Source organism: Colwellia sp. 6_MG-2023 (assembly GCF_030547765.1).
GTDB lineage: Bacteria > Pseudomonadota > Gammaproteobacteria > Enterobacterales > Alteromonadaceae > Colwellia.
In genome coordinates this window covers 131,868-150,384 of sequence record NZ_JAUOPP010000006.1, presented here as the reverse complement: position 1 = coordinate 150,384, position 18,517 = coordinate 131,868, and the positions used below count along the sequence as shown (strand labels likewise).

General features: G+C 36.0%; 16 protein-coding genes. 7 read left to right on the top strand and 9 right to left on the bottom strand.

All coding sequences use genetic code 11. The features are described from left to right. Positions 1-44: 44 nt before the first annotated feature. From plsX to yceD, 3 genes are read right to left on the bottom strand one after another with little or no spacing between them, the layout of a single operon-like run. Positions 45-1,094 carry a phosphate acyltransferase PlsX gene (gene plsX / locus Q4503_RS06000; RefSeq protein ID WP_303601684.1) on the bottom strand — a complete coding sequence of 350 codons (1,050 nt, stop codon included), beginning with the start codon at positions 1,092-1,094 and terminating at the stop codon, positions 45-47. A 44-nt stretch (positions 1,095-1,138) separates the two neighbouring features. Beyond that, on the bottom strand, positions 1,139-1,309 hold the full coding sequence (gene rpmF / locus Q4503_RS05995; protein ID WP_215972473.1) for a 50S ribosomal protein L32: 171 nt from the start codon (positions 1,307-1,309) through the stop codon (positions 1,139-1,141). 48 nt (positions 1,310-1,357) lie between these two features. Further along, positions 1,358-1,870, bottom strand: coding sequence for a 23S rRNA accumulation protein YceD (gene yceD / locus Q4503_RS05990; protein WP_215972472.1), 513 nt, complete (start codon positions 1,868-1,870; stop codon positions 1,358-1,360). A 157-nt stretch (positions 1,871-2,027) separates the two neighbouring features. Between yceD and Q4503_RS05985 the strand changes: the two genes are divergently transcribed. The 3 genes from Q4503_RS05985 (at position 2,028) to Q4503_RS05975 (ending at position 3,963) form a co-directional block, all read left to right on the top strand. Further along, on the top strand, positions 2,028-2,627 hold the full coding sequence (locus Q4503_RS05985) for a nucleoside triphosphate pyrophosphatase (protein ID WP_303601683.1): 600 nt from the start codon (positions 2,028-2,030) through the stop codon (positions 2,625-2,627). A 334-nt stretch (positions 2,628-2,961) separates the two neighbouring features. Further along, a complete protein-coding gene (locus Q4503_RS05980) occupies positions 2,962-3,540 on the top strand; it encodes a YceI family protein (RefSeq protein ID WP_215972470.1) in 579 nt (192 codons plus the stop codon). Between the two features lie 51 nt (positions 3,541-3,591). Then, complete coding sequence (locus Q4503_RS05975) at positions 3,592-3,963, top strand: hypothetical protein (RefSeq protein WP_215972469.1); 372 nt, start codon at positions 3,592-3,594, stop codon at positions 3,961-3,963. 67 nt (positions 3,964-4,030) lie between these two features. On the opposite strand, the gene Q4503_RS05970 is transcribed toward Q4503_RS05975, so the two are convergent. Both Q4503_RS05970 and rluC read right to left on the bottom strand, forming a co-directional pair. Continuing rightward, on the bottom strand, positions 4,031-4,678 hold the full coding sequence (locus Q4503_RS05970) for an HAD-IA family hydrolase (RefSeq protein ID WP_215972468.1): 648 nt from the start codon (positions 4,676-4,678) through the stop codon (positions 4,031-4,033). Positions 4,679-4,703: 25 nt separating this feature from the next. Continuing rightward, complete coding sequence (gene rluC, locus Q4503_RS05965; protein WP_303601682.1) at positions 4,704-5,714, bottom strand: 23S rRNA pseudouridine(955/2504/2580) synthase RluC; 1,011 nt, start codon at positions 5,712-5,714, stop codon at positions 4,704-4,706. A gap of 728 nt (positions 5,715-6,442) precedes the next feature. Here rluC and rne point away from each other — a divergent pair. Further along, complete coding sequence (rne, locus tag Q4503_RS05960) at positions 6,443-9,721, top strand: ribonuclease E (RefSeq protein WP_303601681.1); 3,279 nt, start codon at positions 6,443-6,445, stop codon at positions 9,719-9,721. A 329-nt stretch (positions 9,722-10,050) separates the two neighbouring features. On the opposite strand, the gene Q4503_RS05955 is transcribed toward rne, so the two are convergent. Continuing rightward, a complete protein-coding gene (locus tag Q4503_RS05955) occupies positions 10,051-11,205 on the bottom strand; it encodes a PLP-dependent aminotransferase family protein (protein ID WP_215972465.1) in 1,155 nt (384 codons plus the stop codon). Positions 11,206-11,315: 110 nt separating this feature from the next. Here Q4503_RS05955 and Q4503_RS05950 point away from each other — a divergent pair, with 110 nt between their 5' ends. Then, positions 11,316-12,200, top strand: a complete 885-nt coding sequence (locus Q4503_RS05950; RefSeq protein ID WP_252727423.1) for a GyrI-like domain-containing protein — start codon at positions 11,316-11,318, stop codon at positions 12,198-12,200. 32 nt (positions 12,201-12,232) lie between these two features. Here Q4503_RS05950 and Q4503_RS05945 read toward each other — a convergent pair whose 3' ends face one another. Then, positions 12,233-12,856, bottom strand: a complete 624-nt coding sequence (locus tag Q4503_RS05945; RefSeq protein WP_215972464.1) for a LysE family translocator — start codon at positions 12,854-12,856, stop codon at positions 12,233-12,235. 262 nt (positions 12,857-13,118) lie between these two features. On the opposite strand from Q4503_RS05945, the gene Q4503_RS05940 reads away from it, so the two are divergent. Beyond that, positions 13,119-14,828 carry a proline--tRNA ligase gene (locus Q4503_RS05940; protein WP_303601680.1) on the top strand — a complete coding sequence of 570 codons (1,710 nt, stop codon included), beginning with the start codon at positions 13,119-13,121 and terminating at the stop codon, positions 14,826-14,828. A 206-nt stretch (positions 14,829-15,034) separates the two neighbouring features. Next, positions 15,035-16,252: a pyridoxal phosphate-dependent aminotransferase gene (locus tag Q4503_RS05935; protein ID WP_303601679.1), complete on the top strand. Its 1,218-nt coding sequence runs from the start codon at positions 15,035-15,037 to the stop codon at positions 16,250-16,252. Between the two features lie 58 nt (positions 16,253-16,310). On the opposite strand, the gene yfbR is transcribed toward Q4503_RS05935, so the two are convergent. Next, on the bottom strand, positions 16,311-16,925 hold the full coding sequence (gene yfbR / locus Q4503_RS05930) for a 5'-deoxynucleotidase (RefSeq protein ID WP_215972461.1): 615 nt from the start codon (positions 16,923-16,925) through the stop codon (positions 16,311-16,313). A 12-nt stretch (positions 16,926-16,937) separates the two neighbouring features. Next, a complete protein-coding gene (locus Q4503_RS05925; protein WP_303601678.1) occupies positions 16,938-18,479 on the bottom strand; it encodes a response regulator in 1,542 nt (513 codons plus the stop codon). Between the last annotated feature and the right edge of the window lie 38 nt (positions 18,480-18,517).

The following is an 18,517-nucleotide window of genomic DNA, read 5'->3' as shown; positions in this document are numbered from 1 at the left end:
GTTACTCTTATGTTTATAAACAATATAGACAATATAATAAAATATTATTGAGGAGACAGACCTTGCTCTAAAGAGCATTTAATTTTATCAGGTACTTGACGCTCAACTTCTTTAACAGCTTCCATTATAGCGGAGAAAAAAGCGCCTGAATTTGCATTGCCATGGCTTTTTACAACGATACCGCGCAATCCTATCAAACTTGCACCGTTATACTGGTCGGGGTTCATTGACTTAAATAATTTTTTTAAACTAGGTTTAACAATAAAAGCTAACATTTTTACTAAAATGTTCTGTTGGAAGAGTGTTTTTGATCTTTTATACACTAAACGAGCAACACCTTCACAGGTTTTTAGTGCTACATTACCAACAAAGCCATCACAAACAATAACGTCAGCTTTATTAGAGAAAATATCTCCTCCCTCAATAAAACCAATATAATTGATATCTTTATTGTCAGATAATTCAAGTGCAGCTTGCTTAATATGGTCACTGCCTTTAATTGATTCTTCCCCCATATTGAGTAATGCTATACGAGGTTTATCAATACCATCAACTTGCTGGGCCATAACAGAACCCATAATTCCAAATTGGTAGAGTACATGTGAATCACAAAAAACATTCGCACCTAAATCAAGCATAAATACGTGTTTGTCATCATCATGTGTAGGTAAAGAAGAAATTAAGGCTGGACGTTCAACACCAGGTAATGTTTTTAAAACAAAATGTGCCATGGAAAATAAAGCACCTGTATTACCTGCACTAACACATGCTTGGGCTTTACCATCATGAACAAGATCTAATGCTTTACGCATAGATGAATCTTTTTTTGTTCGAAGAGCAAAGGCTGGTTTTTCATCCATTTCAACAACTTCTGAGGTCGGGAAAATAGATAACTGTTGATGTTGAGCTAATGCTTCTTTGGAAATATTTAATCGTGCAAGTTCTGATGTAATGATCTGTTCATCACCACAAAGAATTAGATGCAAGTTAGGCAGATGATTAATTGCCATTATTGCTGAAGGAATTGTTATAGAGGGGCCTTTATCGCCCCCCATAACATCTAACGCTAAGGTTAGTATTTCTTGACTATTCAAGCGAAAATTAATTAGCTATAAATAGGGTATTAAAGTAAATTCGCTTAGTTAGCGATTACTTTAACGCCTTTGTAAAAGCCATCAGCTGTTACATGGTGACGACGATGTGTTTCACCTGATACTGGATCTACTGATAAATTCTCTGCTGTTAAAGCATCATGTGAACGGCGCATGCCACGTCTTGAACGAGACTTTTTGCTTTTTTGAACTGCCATGAGTTACTCCTAAATCGGGTTATTAGTTAAATTGCTAAATGCGTTTAACTATTTAAATTGTTTTAATACGTCAAATGGGTTCGGCTTCTCAAGCTCTTCCGGCAATTCACCCCAAACCGTATCAGCATCAGCTGAACAGTCTTCAATGTTATGCCTTGGAATAAATGGAATAGAAAGTAAAAACTCTTCTTCCACTAGCTCTCGTAAGTTTACTTCACCATCTTCATTTAATTCTATTACATCATAATATGATGGAATATTTTCAGCTGCTTCTTCATTTTTTGCTGGACTAAAAATAAAATCTACTTTTAATTCCATATCAAAAAGCTCATTACACCGCTGACAAGTTAATGCAACTAATGCCGATGCTGTGCCTGACATTACTGTCAAACCACGTTCATCCACATCAAACTTAACACTAACTTGAGCATACTCACTGCGCATTTCGCTGACAGCAAGAAGCCTAGTCATTTCCGACACGTTAAATATACCTTCACACACAAGCCTGCGCTGTGCACTTCGGGATGGACTAATTGTAATCGGAAGCTTAAGATTCTGCATAAGTCGCGCATAATAAAGCTCCAAGAGGCAACTGTCAAAAGAAAATTAGCTTATTTTGTTTAAAAACGATAGATTGACCCAATAATAACAGTAATATGATAATTATTGTTTAATTGTTCATCAAAATTGATCAATTCTCACATTTTTAAGGATCTTCATGAAAACCTTAGTTTTAGGCTCTACCTCCCCTTTTCGTAAAAGTATTTTAGAAAAACTCAACTTAGCTTTTGAATGTGCTAAACCTGATGTGAATGAAACAGCTTTAGCCAATGAAGCACCTCAAGCGTTAGTTGAGCGTTTAGCAATTGCAAAAGCAAAAGCCGTAGCAAGTGAATTTTCTAATGCACTTATTATAGGCTCAGATCAAGTCGCAGTTTGTGACGGTGAAATTTTAGGTAAACCTCATACCTTTGAAAATGGTATAAAGCAGCTGACTAAGTTTAGTAATAAAAGTGTCACCTTTTATACTGGTTTATGTGTCTATGATAGTGCAAGTAATACTAGTACTTCATTAGTTGAACCTTTTATAGTGCATTTTAATGAATTGTCGCGCTCAGAAATAGAAAGCTATTTAAAAGCAGAACAACCTTACAATTGTGCAGGTAGTTTTAAAAGTGAAGGTCTAGGTATTTGTTTATTCAAAAAACTTGAAGGTGATGATCCTAATACGCTTATTGGTTTACCGTTAATTAAATTAGTTAGCTTACTTAAAGAGCATGGCTTAGATACCTTAGCGCAACAAAACCTAACGTGCTAACAACCGCTAGCAAATGCTTAATAAAAGCCGTAACCGGACGCTGTGTAAGCGTCTGGTCAATATCACTCTTTATAGACAATAAATAACCTGAACTATTGTTCTACTATTACATTTATTTTAGACTTTAGACTATTGAATTATTATTATTCAATAGTGATTTTGTTATTATATTCTTGATTTCACATAATCGCCTTGACTGTTAATCCTTTAATATAGGAAAACAGTTGGCATTTGTTCTTTCGTCGCTTATTGTGAACAATTATATTTACCCTATTAATAGGATAAGTAGATCGACTAATAAAAGTCATTGTATTGAAAGTCCAAAGGAATAAAAATGTTAAAAAAATATGTATTTTTACTATCTACGTTACTCTTGTCTTCAAACGCGATAGCTCAATGGGAGCTAGTGAATGATAAATCAACCATTAACTATGTTTCAACTAAAGCATCAAAAGTAGGAGAGGTAAATAGCTTTAAAAAGCTTAATGGTACGCTCAAAGATACAGGAGAATTATCTTTAGCTATTGACTTAAGTAGTGTTGAAACCAATATTGCTATTCGTAATGAACGTGTTAAAACTATGCTTTTTGACGTTGCTTCATTTTCAAACGCAAATATTAGCGCGAATTTAGATCCAAAGTTATTCAGCGAGCTCACTGTTGGTGAGTCATACCAAAGTACAATTAGTTTCAATTTATCTTTACATGGCGTATCACAACAAATAACAACAGATATACAAGTAGTTAAATTAGCTAAGAATGACATATTAGCCTTTTCATTAAGCCCAATCATTATTAATGCTAATAAGTATAATTTAGTCGCTGGTATTGAAAAGTTGCGTGAAGTTGCCAATCTTCCGTCAATCAGCCCTGTTGTTCCAGTGTCATTCAGTTTAGTATTTAAACAGCAATAAATTTAAAACTACAAATCTCTTCACGATTTTACAGCGATAATAAGGATACATATGAGCCAAATTAAAGGATTTGCTTTATCAATTATTCTGGTTATCGCTTTATTTTTAATTTCTGCAATATCTGCTGGTATTGTTGCTGATCTTATCGGCGTTTGGAAAAAGCCTATAATAGGTGCTTTTGCTGCTTTTTGTGTTGTTATGTGTGGTTATATAACAGCACCAAGTTACAAAAGAGAAGCTGCCCTTATTTGGTTCATTGTAGGCGCTATTGCAGCTTGGTTCTTATCAGGAGATTCTTTTTATCCAGAAGATCATGAACATGAATATCAGCTTACAATCATTCCTATTATCGCAACGTATCTCAGTGGTATATTTGCTCTATTGATATGCTTGGTTTGGCATAAACAGCGCGATAATCAATAAGTAGTATTTGAGAACTTTACAGATGCTGTCATTTAAACGTATTTTAAATAACCAAGTAACTCAACAACTAGACTAGCAACGCCTTTAACTCACTTAACGAGTCAACGATAACTTTAGGTGAATACTTTTCAAGTGTTGGCTTATCATGAACACCAAAACTTACTCCAATACTATCAATGCCTGCATTTTTTGCCATTTTTAAATCATAGCTTGTATCACCAATCATTAACGCTTCATGTGAAGATATACCTAATTCAGATAAAATACTAAGCAGCATTGTAGGATCCGGTTTTGATGGCATTTCATCAGCACAACGAGTTGTATGAAACAGATTCGTTGTGTTACTCAAACTTAAGACGCTTGCTAAACCTGCTCTACCTTTTCCTGTTGCAACAGCTAGTAACTTATTGTGCTGTTTTAAAGTAACAAGTAATTCCATCGCATCATTAAATAATGGCGATGGTGTAGTATTAACTTCAAGGTATTGATATTTGTACTGTACTGACATGGCTTCTATTTGTTCAGCTGTTATGTCAGTAAATAACCGGTCGAATACTACAGGCAAGCTTAACCCAATAATGTCTTTTACTTCATTATTGGTTGGTGTAACTAAACCAACAGTGTCGGCGGCTGATTGCATTGACGATACAATACGATCAACCGAATTCATCAATGTGCCATCCCAGTCAAAAATAATTAACTTATAATTTTTCATAAATACGTTCTAATTTAGTTGTTTGTTATTCTCTAACTAATTTAGTCAGTAATTTTTCCAAACTTGGCTCAAGCGGCGCTTCTATTGTTATACGCTCTTCTGTTTTTGGGTGAGTAAATTCAATGCTCGCGGCATGTAAAAACAAACGTTTTAAACCTTTGCTTTTCATCTCAGCATCAAAACCTTCATGACCATACTTTGCATCCATAGCGATAGAATGACCACTCACTTGACAATGCACACGAATTTGATGGGTTCTACCGGTTACAGGAAAAGCACGAACTAAGGTTGCACCGCGATAACGTTCTAATACTTTATATCGTGTTTCTGACTCTTTACCATTGATATTATCGGTAATTACTACGCGCTCTCCGGATTTAAGATCATTCTTTCTTAATCCCTCAGTAACACGGGTTAATTTAGTTGGCCAATGACCTTTCACCAAAGCATGATAAAATTTCTGAACATTTTTACTGCGTAGTTGTTCATGTAAGTGACGTAATGCCGAACGTTTTTTAGCAACCACCAAACAACCTGACGTATCTCTATCAAGTCGATGTACTAACTCTAACATACGAGCATCAGGGCGAAGAGAACGAAGCGCTTCAATTAAGCCAAAACTTAAACCACTACCGCCATGAACAGCCATTCCTGACGGTTTATTAATAACAATTAATCGGTCGTCTTCAAATAATATTTGTTTTTCAAGGTTAGCAACAATACTTAGACCTGTAGATACAGCATCTGCTTTTTCTGATACACGAATTGGCGCAATTCGCACAACATCATCAACCAATAACTTATAAACCGGTTTAATACGTTTTTTATTTACACGTATTTCACCTTTACGCATTAAACGATATAAATGACTTTTAGGAACACCTTTTAAGGTTCTTAATAAAAAATTATCAATACGCTGACCGGCATCTTCACCATCAATAGTTATATATTGTACTTGTGGTTTATCGTCAGTTTGATTTTCATCACCCTTTGATTTTTTTATCTCTGCTTTTTGTACTAGTGGTTTTTGTGACATGGCTTGCGTTTAATTAACTTAGATTCTTAATGACACGCAGTTTAACATACTTTTTTTACTGCATTTTGACATTTAATCTGTTTTTTTATTGGCTTATCATACTTTATAAGGGATAATGACGAGGTTAATACTTAACAACGTTATTTACTGGGTAAATTTCTAAATAAAAACTTACCTACACAGTGAATAAAAAAGTATTATATTTGAAGCTTTACAGAGAGATGTAAGAGGCAAACTGCGGCCACATTAGTATGCATAACCGATAAAAAGGTAATTGACACATTAATAGTACGGCCTATTGTACAATTAACGCGTGTAACTTGTTAATCATGACATAAACAGTTTTATCACTAAAAGATACTAGTCCAGCTCCATAAAGCAATTTATTTAAATTAACTTATTTTGCAAAAAAGTTTTAATTTAATAATTAAATGCGCAACAAAGAAGTGTAAAACATCACTAAGCAAATTTTTATTATTTAATTGCAAATATAAGTGCGCACAGCACATTCGCTGAGCACATAAAGAAACAAGAACGCTATGATACTTGAATAAGTCAGGTCATAGCCAATAGAAACAATCAAAATTTATAACAGCTTATCGTGGTTTGATGACACGTTAGGATTGACACCCGTGAGGTTGACAAAATGCTGTTACATCACTACAGATTGCACTACTTTGTGTACTAAGCACTAGTGTGCTGTGACTTAAAATTGAGTCACACAAACTATGAAACGTATGTTAATAAACGCTACCCAATCGGAAGAATTGCGTGTAGCACTCGTTGATGGACAAAAACTTTACGATTTAGATATCGAAAGTCCTGGCCATGAACAAAAAAAATCAAATATTTATAAAGCAAAAATCACACGTATTGAACCTTCTTTAGAAGCCGCTTTTGTTGACTATGGTGCTGATCGCCATGGTTTCTTACCAATGAAAGAAATCGCGCGTGAATACTTCCCTAAAGGTTATACATTCCAAGGTCGTCCAAGCATCAAAGATGTATTACACGAAGGCCAAGAAGTAATTGTTCAAATCGACAAAGAAGAACGTGGTCAAAAAGGCGCTGCGTTAACTACTTTTATCAGCTTAGCCGGTAGTTATTTAGTATTAATGCCAAATAATCCTCGTGCTGGTGGTATTTCACGTCGTATTGAAGGTGATGAACGTACTGATTTAAAAACCTCACTAAGTAAACTTGACCTACCTAAAGGCATGGGACTTATTGTTCGTACTGCCGGTGTTGGTAAAGCTTATGAAGAATTAGAATGGGATTTAAGCGTTTTATTACATCATTGGAAAGCAATCAGTGATGCAGCTGAAAGTCGTAAAGCACCTTTTTTAATTCATCAAGAAACCAACCTTATTTTACGCGCTATTCGCGATTATTTACGCCGTGACATTGGCGAAGTTTTAATTGATCGCCCAAAAACATTCGAAAGTGTTAAAAAGCATATTGAAATAGTACGCCCTGATTTCTTGAGTAAAATTAAGCTTTATACCAGTGATGTTCCTCTATTCACGCATTATCAAATTGAAACGCAAATTGAAACGGCATTTCAACGTGAAGTACGCTTACCTTCAGGCGGTTCAATCGTAATTGATCCAACAGAAGCTATGACTTCTATCGATATTAACTCTGCTCGCGCAACTAAAGGCAGCGATATCGAAGAAACAGCATTTAATACCAACTTAGAAGCAGCAGAAGAAATAGCCCGTCAATTACGTTTACGTGATTTAGGTGGTTTAGTTGTTATCGATTTTATCGATATGACCCCTGTTCGCCATCAACGTGAAGTTGAAAACCGTATGCGTGATTCTGTTCGTCAAGACAGAGCACGTATTCAATTAGGCCGAATTTCTCGTTTTGGTTTATTAGAAATGTCGCGTCAACGCTTGCGCCCTTCTATTGGTGAAACTAGCCAAGGTGTATGTCCTCGTTGTAGTGGTACTGGCCAAGTGCGTGGCGTTGAATCACTTGCTTTGTCTGTACTTCGTTTAATGGAAGAAGAAGCCATTAAAGAAAATACACTACACGTTCAAGCACAAGTACCTGTGCCTGTTGCTACTTACTTACTTAATGAAAAGCGCCGTTCAGTAATGCATATTGAAAAGCATCATGGCGTACGTGTTTTAATCATCCCTAACCCTCATATGGATACACCACAATATGAAGTGTTACGTGTTAAAAATGATGAAACAGTTAGTGAAGCTAGTTATGACATTTCGATTAAACAAGCAGAGCTTGAAGAAGCGAAAATGCCTAAGTTTGATAAAGTAGCGGTTAAACGTGATGAACCATTAATTCAAGCGATGGGCCAAGGAATGACAGCACCTAATGTTGCTCCTGTTGCGGAACCAGCGAAAGCACCAGTATCGAATAAAGCGGCTATTTCTGAAAGTAAACCTACAGGCTTTTTTACTTGGTTAAAAGGTTTGTTTACCTCAGAAGAAGTAGTTAAAGAAGAGAAAAAAACGGAAAGTAAACCTAAGCCTGAGAACAATAATCAACAACGTAATCGTCAAGGTCAACGCCGTGGTAATAACCGTAATGGTAACCGTGGTAACAACCGTAATGATGAACGTACTAATGATCGCAACCAAAATCGTAATGCAAAAGTAAATGATAAGTCTACTAATGCACGTAATGAACGCGATGATACGAAGAAAAATACACCTAATAAAGCTAAAGCGCATAATAAAAAACCTGAACATGATAAAAATAAACCAGTAAAAGAAGAAGTTGTTGCTGAGCGCCGTCAACGCAGAACTAACCGTAAAAAAGTACGTGTAAATAAGGCAAAGGTAGAGCAAGCCACGACTTCAGCTCAAGTTGCAGTACCTGAACAAAAAGAAGCGGTTAATAAACCCAAAAAACCAGCTAAAAATACGACTACAGAAACAGTTAGCACTACGGCTACTACTGAAAAAGCAGCTGAAACTGATAAACAAGCGACACCGGTAACAACAGAAGAAACGAAAGGAAACAATGAAGAGCGTTCTCGTAATAGACGTTCTCCAAGACACTTACGTTCTAATGGTCAACGTAGACGCCGTGACAAGAAACCAGAGGATGAAGTAGTACAAGGTGCAGCTGAAAATGCACCAGCTACCGATACACCAACGGAAAATACAGCTAAAGAAAATAATGAAGCAATTGAAGCGCGTTACCCGAAAGGTGAAACACCTGTAGCAAAAGCAACAGCAGAAACTGTTAGTGAAGCTACTACAACTGAAAAGCCAAAAGCTACAGTCAAAAAAGAAAGTAATACCGCTAAAAAAGTTGAGACTGAAGCACCAACGCCTGAAGTTACTTCTGAACCTGTTATTGCTGAATCGACTGCTGAATCGACTACTGCCGAGCCAGTTATTTCTGAGCCTGCTAATGCTGAGCCGGTTGTTTCTGATGCTACACCAGCTATTACTGAAGAAAAACACCAAGATTTACCATTAACTGAGGTTAAAGTTGAATCAAGCGTTAACAACGAAACTGCACCAACTAAAGCAGCAACAGCTAACGATAGCGATAGCGAAAAACCTGTTGATACTTCAACTGAGGTAGTAGAGCCAGTTCAAAAACCTATCGTCAATGAGGTTATCGTTGACACTGTTTCAGTAGATGAAACAACTGATAAGGTTGCTGATAATGGTGTTACTAATAATAGTAATGATGTGCAGGTAGAAACTACTGATAAAGTTGAAGCTGAGCAAGAAGCACCAAAAGCAGAGACTAAAGTTAAATCGAAAAAAGTTGAGGCTAAGGTTACCAAAAAAGCCCCAAATAAAGACAAGAAATTAGCAAGACAAGTGAAAAAAGCTAACCGCTTATCTGGTCGTGCTTCTTCACCAATGACAAAAACTGAAACGATAACAACTATTCACGAGATTCCAACTAGCTTTATGGCTAATGAAGACCGTGTAGCACATAAAGTTTCAGGACGTACTGCAATTTCTGCCGATGTAACAAGTAGAAGCTCTGCACCAGCGACAAAACCAACGTTATAAGCTTTAAAAGCTTATAAGCAAAAAGCCAGTTGTTATTATTAACAACTGGCTTTTTTAATTCTAAAATTTAGCTTGTTTTGAAATCAGTTTACATAGCTAGGACTTATGATGAAAAAGTGAAAAACGTTAGTTAACCTGAGCTCGGCTTAATATATTCTTCTCTAACAGCTACTTTTACTTGCTTCATCGTTAAATTGACTTGTAATAGATTAGCTATTGACGCGAAATTTTCCTTGAAGAAAAAACAACTATCAAGCTAGAGCATAAGTTAAATTTTATTAGTCTTTATTTCAATGAATTAAAAACACCTTAAACCGAGCTCAGGTGAGTTAATCACAATGCTGTTTGATCACTTCAGCTAACCGCTCAACAGCTGAAGCTAGCTCTTCTTCACTCGCGTTAGTAAAGTTTAATCGTAAAGCGGGAGTCACACATGTTCTATCATTATAAAATACAGAGCTTGGTACTACAGCTACACCATGCTCCAATGCCGACTTAGCTAAAGCATCTACATCACATTTAGGTAATGATAGCCATATAAACATCCCTCCATCAACTTCATTTACCTGACAAAGCGGCACTAAATGCAATGAGATATTTTTAAATAATGCCTTGTAACGCCTATAATAAAGTTGTCTTAACTCTTCTAAATGTTGTTCAAATCCATCATGTTGTAACAAGTCTAGTAATACTGCTTGCATTGGAATACTTGAGTGTAAGTCAGATGCTTGTTTAACAATATTCAAAGTATTAATCCAGTCAGCTCGACCAGTAACCAAACCTAATCTAATGCCTGGTGTTGCTATTTTCGAGTATGAACGCAGTACCAATGAATTATCAGGACAAAAGCTTGATACTAAGGGTAAAGCTTCTCCCTTAAAACGAAGCTCTCTATAAGGTACATCTTCAATAAATGCCACCTTATATTTATTACACAACGCTGCAACTTTTTGGCGTACAGCTAAAGACCAACATACACCCGTTGGGTTATGAAAGTCAGGTACTGCATAAAAAAGAGTAACATCATTAGTTGAGAAACAAATTTCTAATTCGTCTAAATCGGGTCCGTCAAAGCTTTGTGAAACACTTTTAATGTTAGCTTGAGTCAAACCAAATACTTGAATAGCCCCTAAATAACTCGGCGCTTCCATCACTATGATGTCGCCAGGATTAATAAATGCTCGTGCGATAAGATCTAACCCTTGCTGTGAGCCCGTACAAACAATTCCATCATGTGATTGAGGTAATTGATAACGTTCCTTTAAATATGTCAATAATGGAGCATAACCTGCCGTATTACCATATTGAAACAACTCAGTTCTATTAGGTAAATTAACTAATGCATTTGTCATTAGTGCCAATGGAAATTTATCATTTGCGGGTAAGCCTCCAGCCAAAGATATAACACCTGGCGCACTGGCAGCAGCTAAGATTTCACGGATATAAGAAGGTTGAATATTTTGTAACGATTTTGCTAGTTTCATGGTAAGTACAGTTTTTTATTAATGACTTGTAGAATACGATAACTTGAGATTTTTTACTTGTCCGTTTATGCTGTTATGTATGTCCATTTATGCTATAAATTTCAAAGATAATGCAAACTAACCAACAAATTTCACGCATTAACGACGTATTATATTTTATCCATCAAGATATAAGTCAAACATTACTCGCAAAAGATCTTGCCGCAATTGCCGCTTATTCAGAGCAACACTTTCATCGACTATTCAAAACGATTGTCGGAGAACCTGTACATCATTATATTCGCCGAATTAGAATTGAATTTGCAGCTAACCAGTTAATGTTTGACGCAACAACTTCTGTGTTAAACATCGCCATAAAATCTGGATTTTCATCCGTATCATCATTTAGCCGTGCTTTTAAAACAATATTTGCAATGTCACCAGGTGAATGGCGTAATAAAGATCGTCAACATCAAGATAAACCCTTTTTAGCTGATAAAGAAGTTGCTAAGTACTATCAACAACTTAATACAATGACTGTACCTAAATGTGAATTAATAAACCTTCCCCAGAGACATGTCGCTTATGTCCGTCATCAAGGGTATGATCGTTCTATAGCTAATGCTTGGCAAAAACTAAATGCATGGGCCAGCATTCAACAACGCGACTTTTCACAACAATACGGTTTGCATCATTCAAATCCTGCCTGGGTAGCCCTTGATAAGTGTCGTTATGTTGCATGTTTAGGTATTGATCGACCTATTCAACGCAGAGGATTAATCAATAGTATGACAATACCTGGAGGCTTACATGCTGTATTTAAGTTACAAGGAAAATATGGCGAGCTATTACCACAATTAAGTAATATTTTAGAATATTGGCTGCCCTCTTCAGGATTTAAAATGTTATCAACACCTGCTTACGTTCATTATCGGAAAAATCACTTTTTAACTGAAGATGAACGGTTTGACTTAGATTTTTGTTTACCTATATATTTAGGTGATAACGAGGGTTAAAAGTTATCACAACGAATAATAACATTTACAAACTAGCTTGCTGCTAACCATAAAGCAACAAGGATCATTAAAGTACCCGATAGCCGATTCAAATACTTTACATTATTTTGTTCCGTGAATACCTTACCTATGGTTTTTCCTCCTGCTGCATATAACATCATGCAGGTAAACTCTGAGACTAATATGATGGTAATTAACACTGATAATTGAGGAGCAAGCGCATATTGCGTATTAATAAAAGGCGGTAATAAAGAAATCATAAATGCCCAACCTTTAGGGTTAGCTATTGCCGTTATAAACCCTTGATAGAATAAGCTCCCCTTATTGGTATTGACGGTTGAACTATTATTAATTGAAATTGCTAATTTACCTTTTGAGCGCCACATATTTATACCGATATAAAACAAATACCCCGCACCAATAAATTTTAAAATATCAAATATCTGTGGTAATTCAAGCATAATGGCTGACACACCAATAACTGATGATACAGCCACAATGGCTACGCCAATTAACTCACCCCACATCATCCATAACGTTTTTCTAATACCAATAGACATACCCAGCACCATAGCTAAAGTCATACACATACCGGGTGTAATTGAGACAATAAAAAAGGTCGGAATAAATAAGCTAACTAAAGTAAAGTCTAACAAGCAGCACGCTCAACATAATAATGACAATAATAACGACTTTATCAATAAACCTTACCTTTCACAATTAGCTTATTTACAATAATTACTAATTAAAAATCAACGTCTTATTACTTGAAGAATAACTTACTTTTAGATTTGCAAATAAATTGTAAATTATTTCTGTTTCAACGCTTATCTCCCTGCTAGAATAGCGGCAATTTTATTTGTCATCATGTAACGTACTACTATTTCGTTTACATGATTTTTTCGGAAATACTTAGTAATGCGTACCAGTCAATACTTACTGTCTACTTTAAAAGAAACTCCTGCTAGTGCAGAAGTAATAAGCCACCAATTAATGCTACGCGCTGGGCTGGTAAGAAATCTTGCCTCAGGTCTATACACATGGTTACCAACAGGTTTACGTGTATTAAAAAAAGTTGAAAATATTGTTCGTGAAGAAATGCAACGCACGAATGCTAATGAAATATTAATGCCTATGGTTCAGCCTGCTGATTTATGGGAAGAATCGGGTCGTTGGGATGATTATGGCCCAGAATTATTACGATTAAATGATCGTCATAAACGTCCTTTCGTTTTAGGCCCAACTCATGAAGAAGTGATAACGAAGTTAGTCGCTAATGTAGTAAGTAGTTATAAACAACTACCACTTTCATTATTTCAAATTCAAACCAAATTTCGCGATGAAATTAGACCTAGATTCGGTGTAATGCGTAGTCGTGAATTTTTAATGAAAGATGCCTATTCATTTCATTTAGAGGACGATTGTTTAGAAAAAACATATAAAACAATGTTTGATGCATATTGTCGTATATTTGATCGCTTAGGACTAAACTATCGCCCCGTTTTAGCTGATAGTGGTTCAATTGGTGGTGACGCAAGCCATGAATTCCATGTGTTAGCAGAATCAGGTGAAGATGATATCGCTTTCAGTGACGTTAGCGACTTCGCTGCGAATGTTGAAAAAGCTGAAGCTTTAGCACCAACTGAGCAACGAGCAGAGCCTACGCAAGATTTAACTAAAGTTGCTACACCCAATGTGGCCAGTATCGAAGATGTTACTGACTTTTTAAAAGTAGATATCAAAAATACAGTTAAAACATTGCTTGTTTGTGGTGTTGAGAATGAAGATGGTACAACACCTATTATTGCCCTTGTCTTACGTGGTGATCATCAACTCAATGAAATTAAAGCAGAAAACTTACCACAAGTAGCAACACCATTAGCATTTGCAACCGATGATCAAATAATGTCTGCTGCAAATTGTAAAACAGGCTCTATAGGCCCTGTTGGGCTAGATGTTAAAGTGATTGTCGATAGAACTGCGGCACAATTAAGTGACTTTATTTGTGGTGCTAATGAAAATGATATGCACTTTACCGGTGTAAACTGGGAAAGAGATTGTTCAGACATTGAAATTGCAGACTTACGTAATGTTGTTGAAGGTGATCCAAGCCCTTGTGGCCAAGGAAAAATAATTATCAAACGTGGTATTGAAGTTGGTCATATTTTCCAATTAGGCACCAAATACGCTAAAGCAATGAACTGTACCGTATTAAATGAAGGTGGAAAAAACCAAACGTTAACCATGGGTTGTTATGGTATCGGTATTTCTCGTATTGTGGCTGCTGCAATAGAGCAAAATCATGATGAATATGGCATTAAATGGCCTGAAGCTATTGCCCCATTCCAAGCTGCGATTGTGCCAATGAATATGGCAAAATCAGCACGCGTAAAAGAAACGGCTGAAGCGTTATATGAAACATTAAAACAAAACAATATTGATGTTTTGTTTGATGATAGAAAAGAACGTCCAGGTGTTATGTTTGCTGATCATGAATTAATGGGGACACCATATTTATTGATTGTTGGCGAACGCAACCTCGATGCTCAACAAGTCGAATTGAAAAACCGCATTACAGGTGAAAAATCACTGATTGCTATTGATGATGTTATGTCACTTTTTAGTTAAATGTTAGTTATCATTGTGATGTGAATAAAAAGGAGCTTAGGCTCCTTTTTTGTTATGTTAATACCAATAAAATTGCTTTTTATACTGTTTTATACAAAACAATCACAAATTATCATTAAAAACTTACTCTTAGCTATTTCAATGCGTAGCATTTTTAGCAACAATGGACTATACCTTAACCCCTATACAAAAGAAGTACCCTTGCCATGAAAGCTATTATCAAGTCATCTAAATTAAACAATGTTTGTTATGAAATTAGAGGGCAAATAGCAGCCGAAGCGCGTCGCTTAGAAGATGAAGGCCATAAGATTCTCAAATTGAATATCGGTAACCCTGCCCCATTCGGTTTCGAAGCACCTGATGATATATTAAAAGACGTGATCTATAATTTACCTAGCTCTCAAGGCTACAGTGAATCAAAGGGAATATACTCTGCTCGTGTTGCTGTTATGCAATATTTTCAACAACAAGGCATTAAAGATGTCAGAGTGGATGATATTTTTATTGGTAACGGTGTTAGCGAGCTTATTGTCATGGCAATGCAAGGCTTGTTAAATAATGGCGATGAAGTCTTAATTCCAGCTCCTGACTACCCATTATGGACAGCAGCAGTTGCTTTATCAGGCGGTACTCCTAAGCATTATATTTGTGATGATGAAAATTTTTGGTATCCAGATATCGAAGATATGGAAAGTAAAATCACAGATAAAACTAAAGCCATTGTCTTAATTAATCCTAATAATCCAACCGGCTCTGTATACCCTGCGGAAGTACTTCAAGGCATTATAGCGCTTGCCAGAAAGCATAGTTTGATTATTTTTAGCGATGAAATTTACGATAAAATATTATACGACCAAGCTAAACATATTCCTACAGCATCACTTGCACAAGATGTGTTGATCATCACCATGGGTGGCTTATCTAAAAATTACCGTATTGCCGGTTTTAGAGCAGGTTGGATGGTTGTTTCTGGTCCTAAAATACATGCTGAAGATTATCTAGAAGGCCTTGATATATTAGCGTCAATGCGATTATGTGCCAATGTGCCGTGCCAACATGCTATTCAAACAGCTTTAGGTGGTTATCAAAGTATTAATGAGTTAATCACCGGAGATGGACGCTTATTAAAGCAACGTAATATTGCTGCAAAAATGATTAATGATATTGATGGTTTATCATGTCACCCTGCGATGGGCGCTTTATATCTTTTCGTGAAAGTAGATGCTGAGAAATTTAACATCACTAACGATGAAAAAATGATTTTAGATCTACTTAAACAAGAAAAAATTCTACTCGTTCATGGTAGTGCTTTTAATATTGAAGCTAATAACTATTTCAGATTAGTATTTTTGCCACATGTAGATGAATTAGTGCCAGCATTAGTAAAACTTAAAAATTTCTTTACCACTTACCAGCAAGTATAGGGCATAGACTAAGGTAAGCGAAGGTTAACCTTACCTCGCTTACCTTAAAACTTGCTAACTAATCTGGACGAGAAAGTTCATCTAATGTCTGCATACAAGCAGGGAATTGAGATTGGAAATATTCTTTAACTTCTGGCCATTGTTCGCAATGCTTGCTTACTCTACCTTCTAACAGTTTAGCCGCGTCGATAAATTCTCTATTACCCACATTTACTTCTGATAAACTATAATGATATGCAGCTAAATCATCTGCCGATTTAACAATAGCTTTCGTCTGCTTATCTACATTTGCTTGAATCACCAACGGCGCCATAGCTTGGTGTAAATATTCAGGCAATCCTTGGTATACCATAGAGTGCTCAACTTCACTTTCTATTTGCTTTATTTGCTTGGTTAATTCAGGATTATAATATTTTAATGGACTAGGAATATCCCCCACGCCTCCAGATTCACTGGCTTCATGATACAGTGCAGCTAAAGCTATTGCAGAAGGGTCATAAGTTCGTTTAAATTTTATTTTGCCAATTAAAGCAATTTGATGACTAATTAACGCGACTTCAAATGAGTGTTGTGCACAGGTTTCTGGCTCTCTTGAGGCCATTAATGGCCAACGTATTATTTTTCTTAGTCTTAACATCCACGCGCTAAAACTACCTTTTTTGTGGTGAAACATACAATCCTTTAACTAATTATTAGAAAATTTTTCTCTAATTGCAGTGAATTCATCAAAATTTTCAACAATTAAATCAACCAGCGAAGCATCAAACTTCTTATTTTTTTCTGAAATAATAAAGTCTTTTATTCTCTCATCTGACCATGGCTCTTTATAACACCGTTGCGAGCCTAATGCATCAAACACATCTACAACTGCCATAATTCTAGACTCTATAGGAATGCTCTCTCCTTTTAACCCATCTGGAAAACCAGAGCCATCCCAGTTTTCGTGGTGATAATGCGCCAGCCTCGAGGCTAATTTAGACAAGTTTGCAGTAGATTGTTGTAACATATCGCCGCCAATTTGGGTATGGGCTTTCATTATCTCCCATTCCTCATGGGGTAAATTTTTAGTTTTAAGTAATATATCTTCTGGCACTGCAATTTTTCCTAAATCATGCAATGGCGCAGCTAAATATAATGCTTTAACAAAAGAATCTTCTAACCCCGCTTTTTTTGCTAATAATTCACAAAGCGATGCCACCCGTTTTACATGTGAGCCGGTTTCTTGACTTCGAGCCTCAACTGCTTCACTAATAATGAACAGTAGCTCTTGTTGTGATTTTTCTATTTCTTTTTGTTTGCTTAAACTTTCTAAGATTAACGCGACATTATTCGCAAATAATTCTGCCAAATTTACATTAAAGTGCTCTTTGTCATTTTCAAACTCGATATACAAAACAGACGCAGCATTACCCGGTGACTGATAATAGCCAACAAAGCAATTTTCATTGCTGTAATGGCTTCTATCTTGAAAGACCTTTTTAATTTTTTCTTTGACATCATCTGGTATATTTGAAGACTCTAGAGAATCAGACTTACTGACATATCGACCAGTACAAGCAAGTATTAAACTCGAAGATTGCAGATCAAAATCAATTTGCGTTCGAGCAATGTATAAAGCCGAGCTATCAACATTCATTAACGATAATAAATGACTTAATGCCGCAGAGCCAAAAGCCTTCAATTGATCTTTCTTAAGTAAATCATGCGTCGCTTCAAGTAACTTTTTAAATGCATCTAAGCTACGTTGAATAGTCATAATATCTCGGTATGCTCGAATACTAGCATACACTGTGGTGATCATTTTATTAGAAGTAAAATCTGTCTTTTCTTTATAATCATTAATATCATATTCTTTAATGACTTTTGCTTCTGGGGCAGTTCCCGCTTGCCCTGTTCTAAGCACTAAGCGTATAGCTTGATTCTTTAGCTCCCTTCTTATCCATTGTACTAAATCTAAACCAGCGTGATCGGTTTCCATCACAACATCAACAAATGCCATACAAAAATCATTATCTGCTAATAATGTTTCTTTCGCTTCCTCCATAGAGTAAACCGACACTATTTCTAATTGGCGATTTTCAATTTCAATTTCATTTAACACCAGCTTAGTAACTTGGTGGACAGAATCATCATCATCAACAACCAAAATGCGCCATTTTTTATTGCATTTATGTCCACTTGCACTTTTACTTGCTTCTGATTCTTCTTTAAAAATAAAATCATTCATAGGGTTAATTTTTCATTTTCCGTTTAGCCTTATTAATC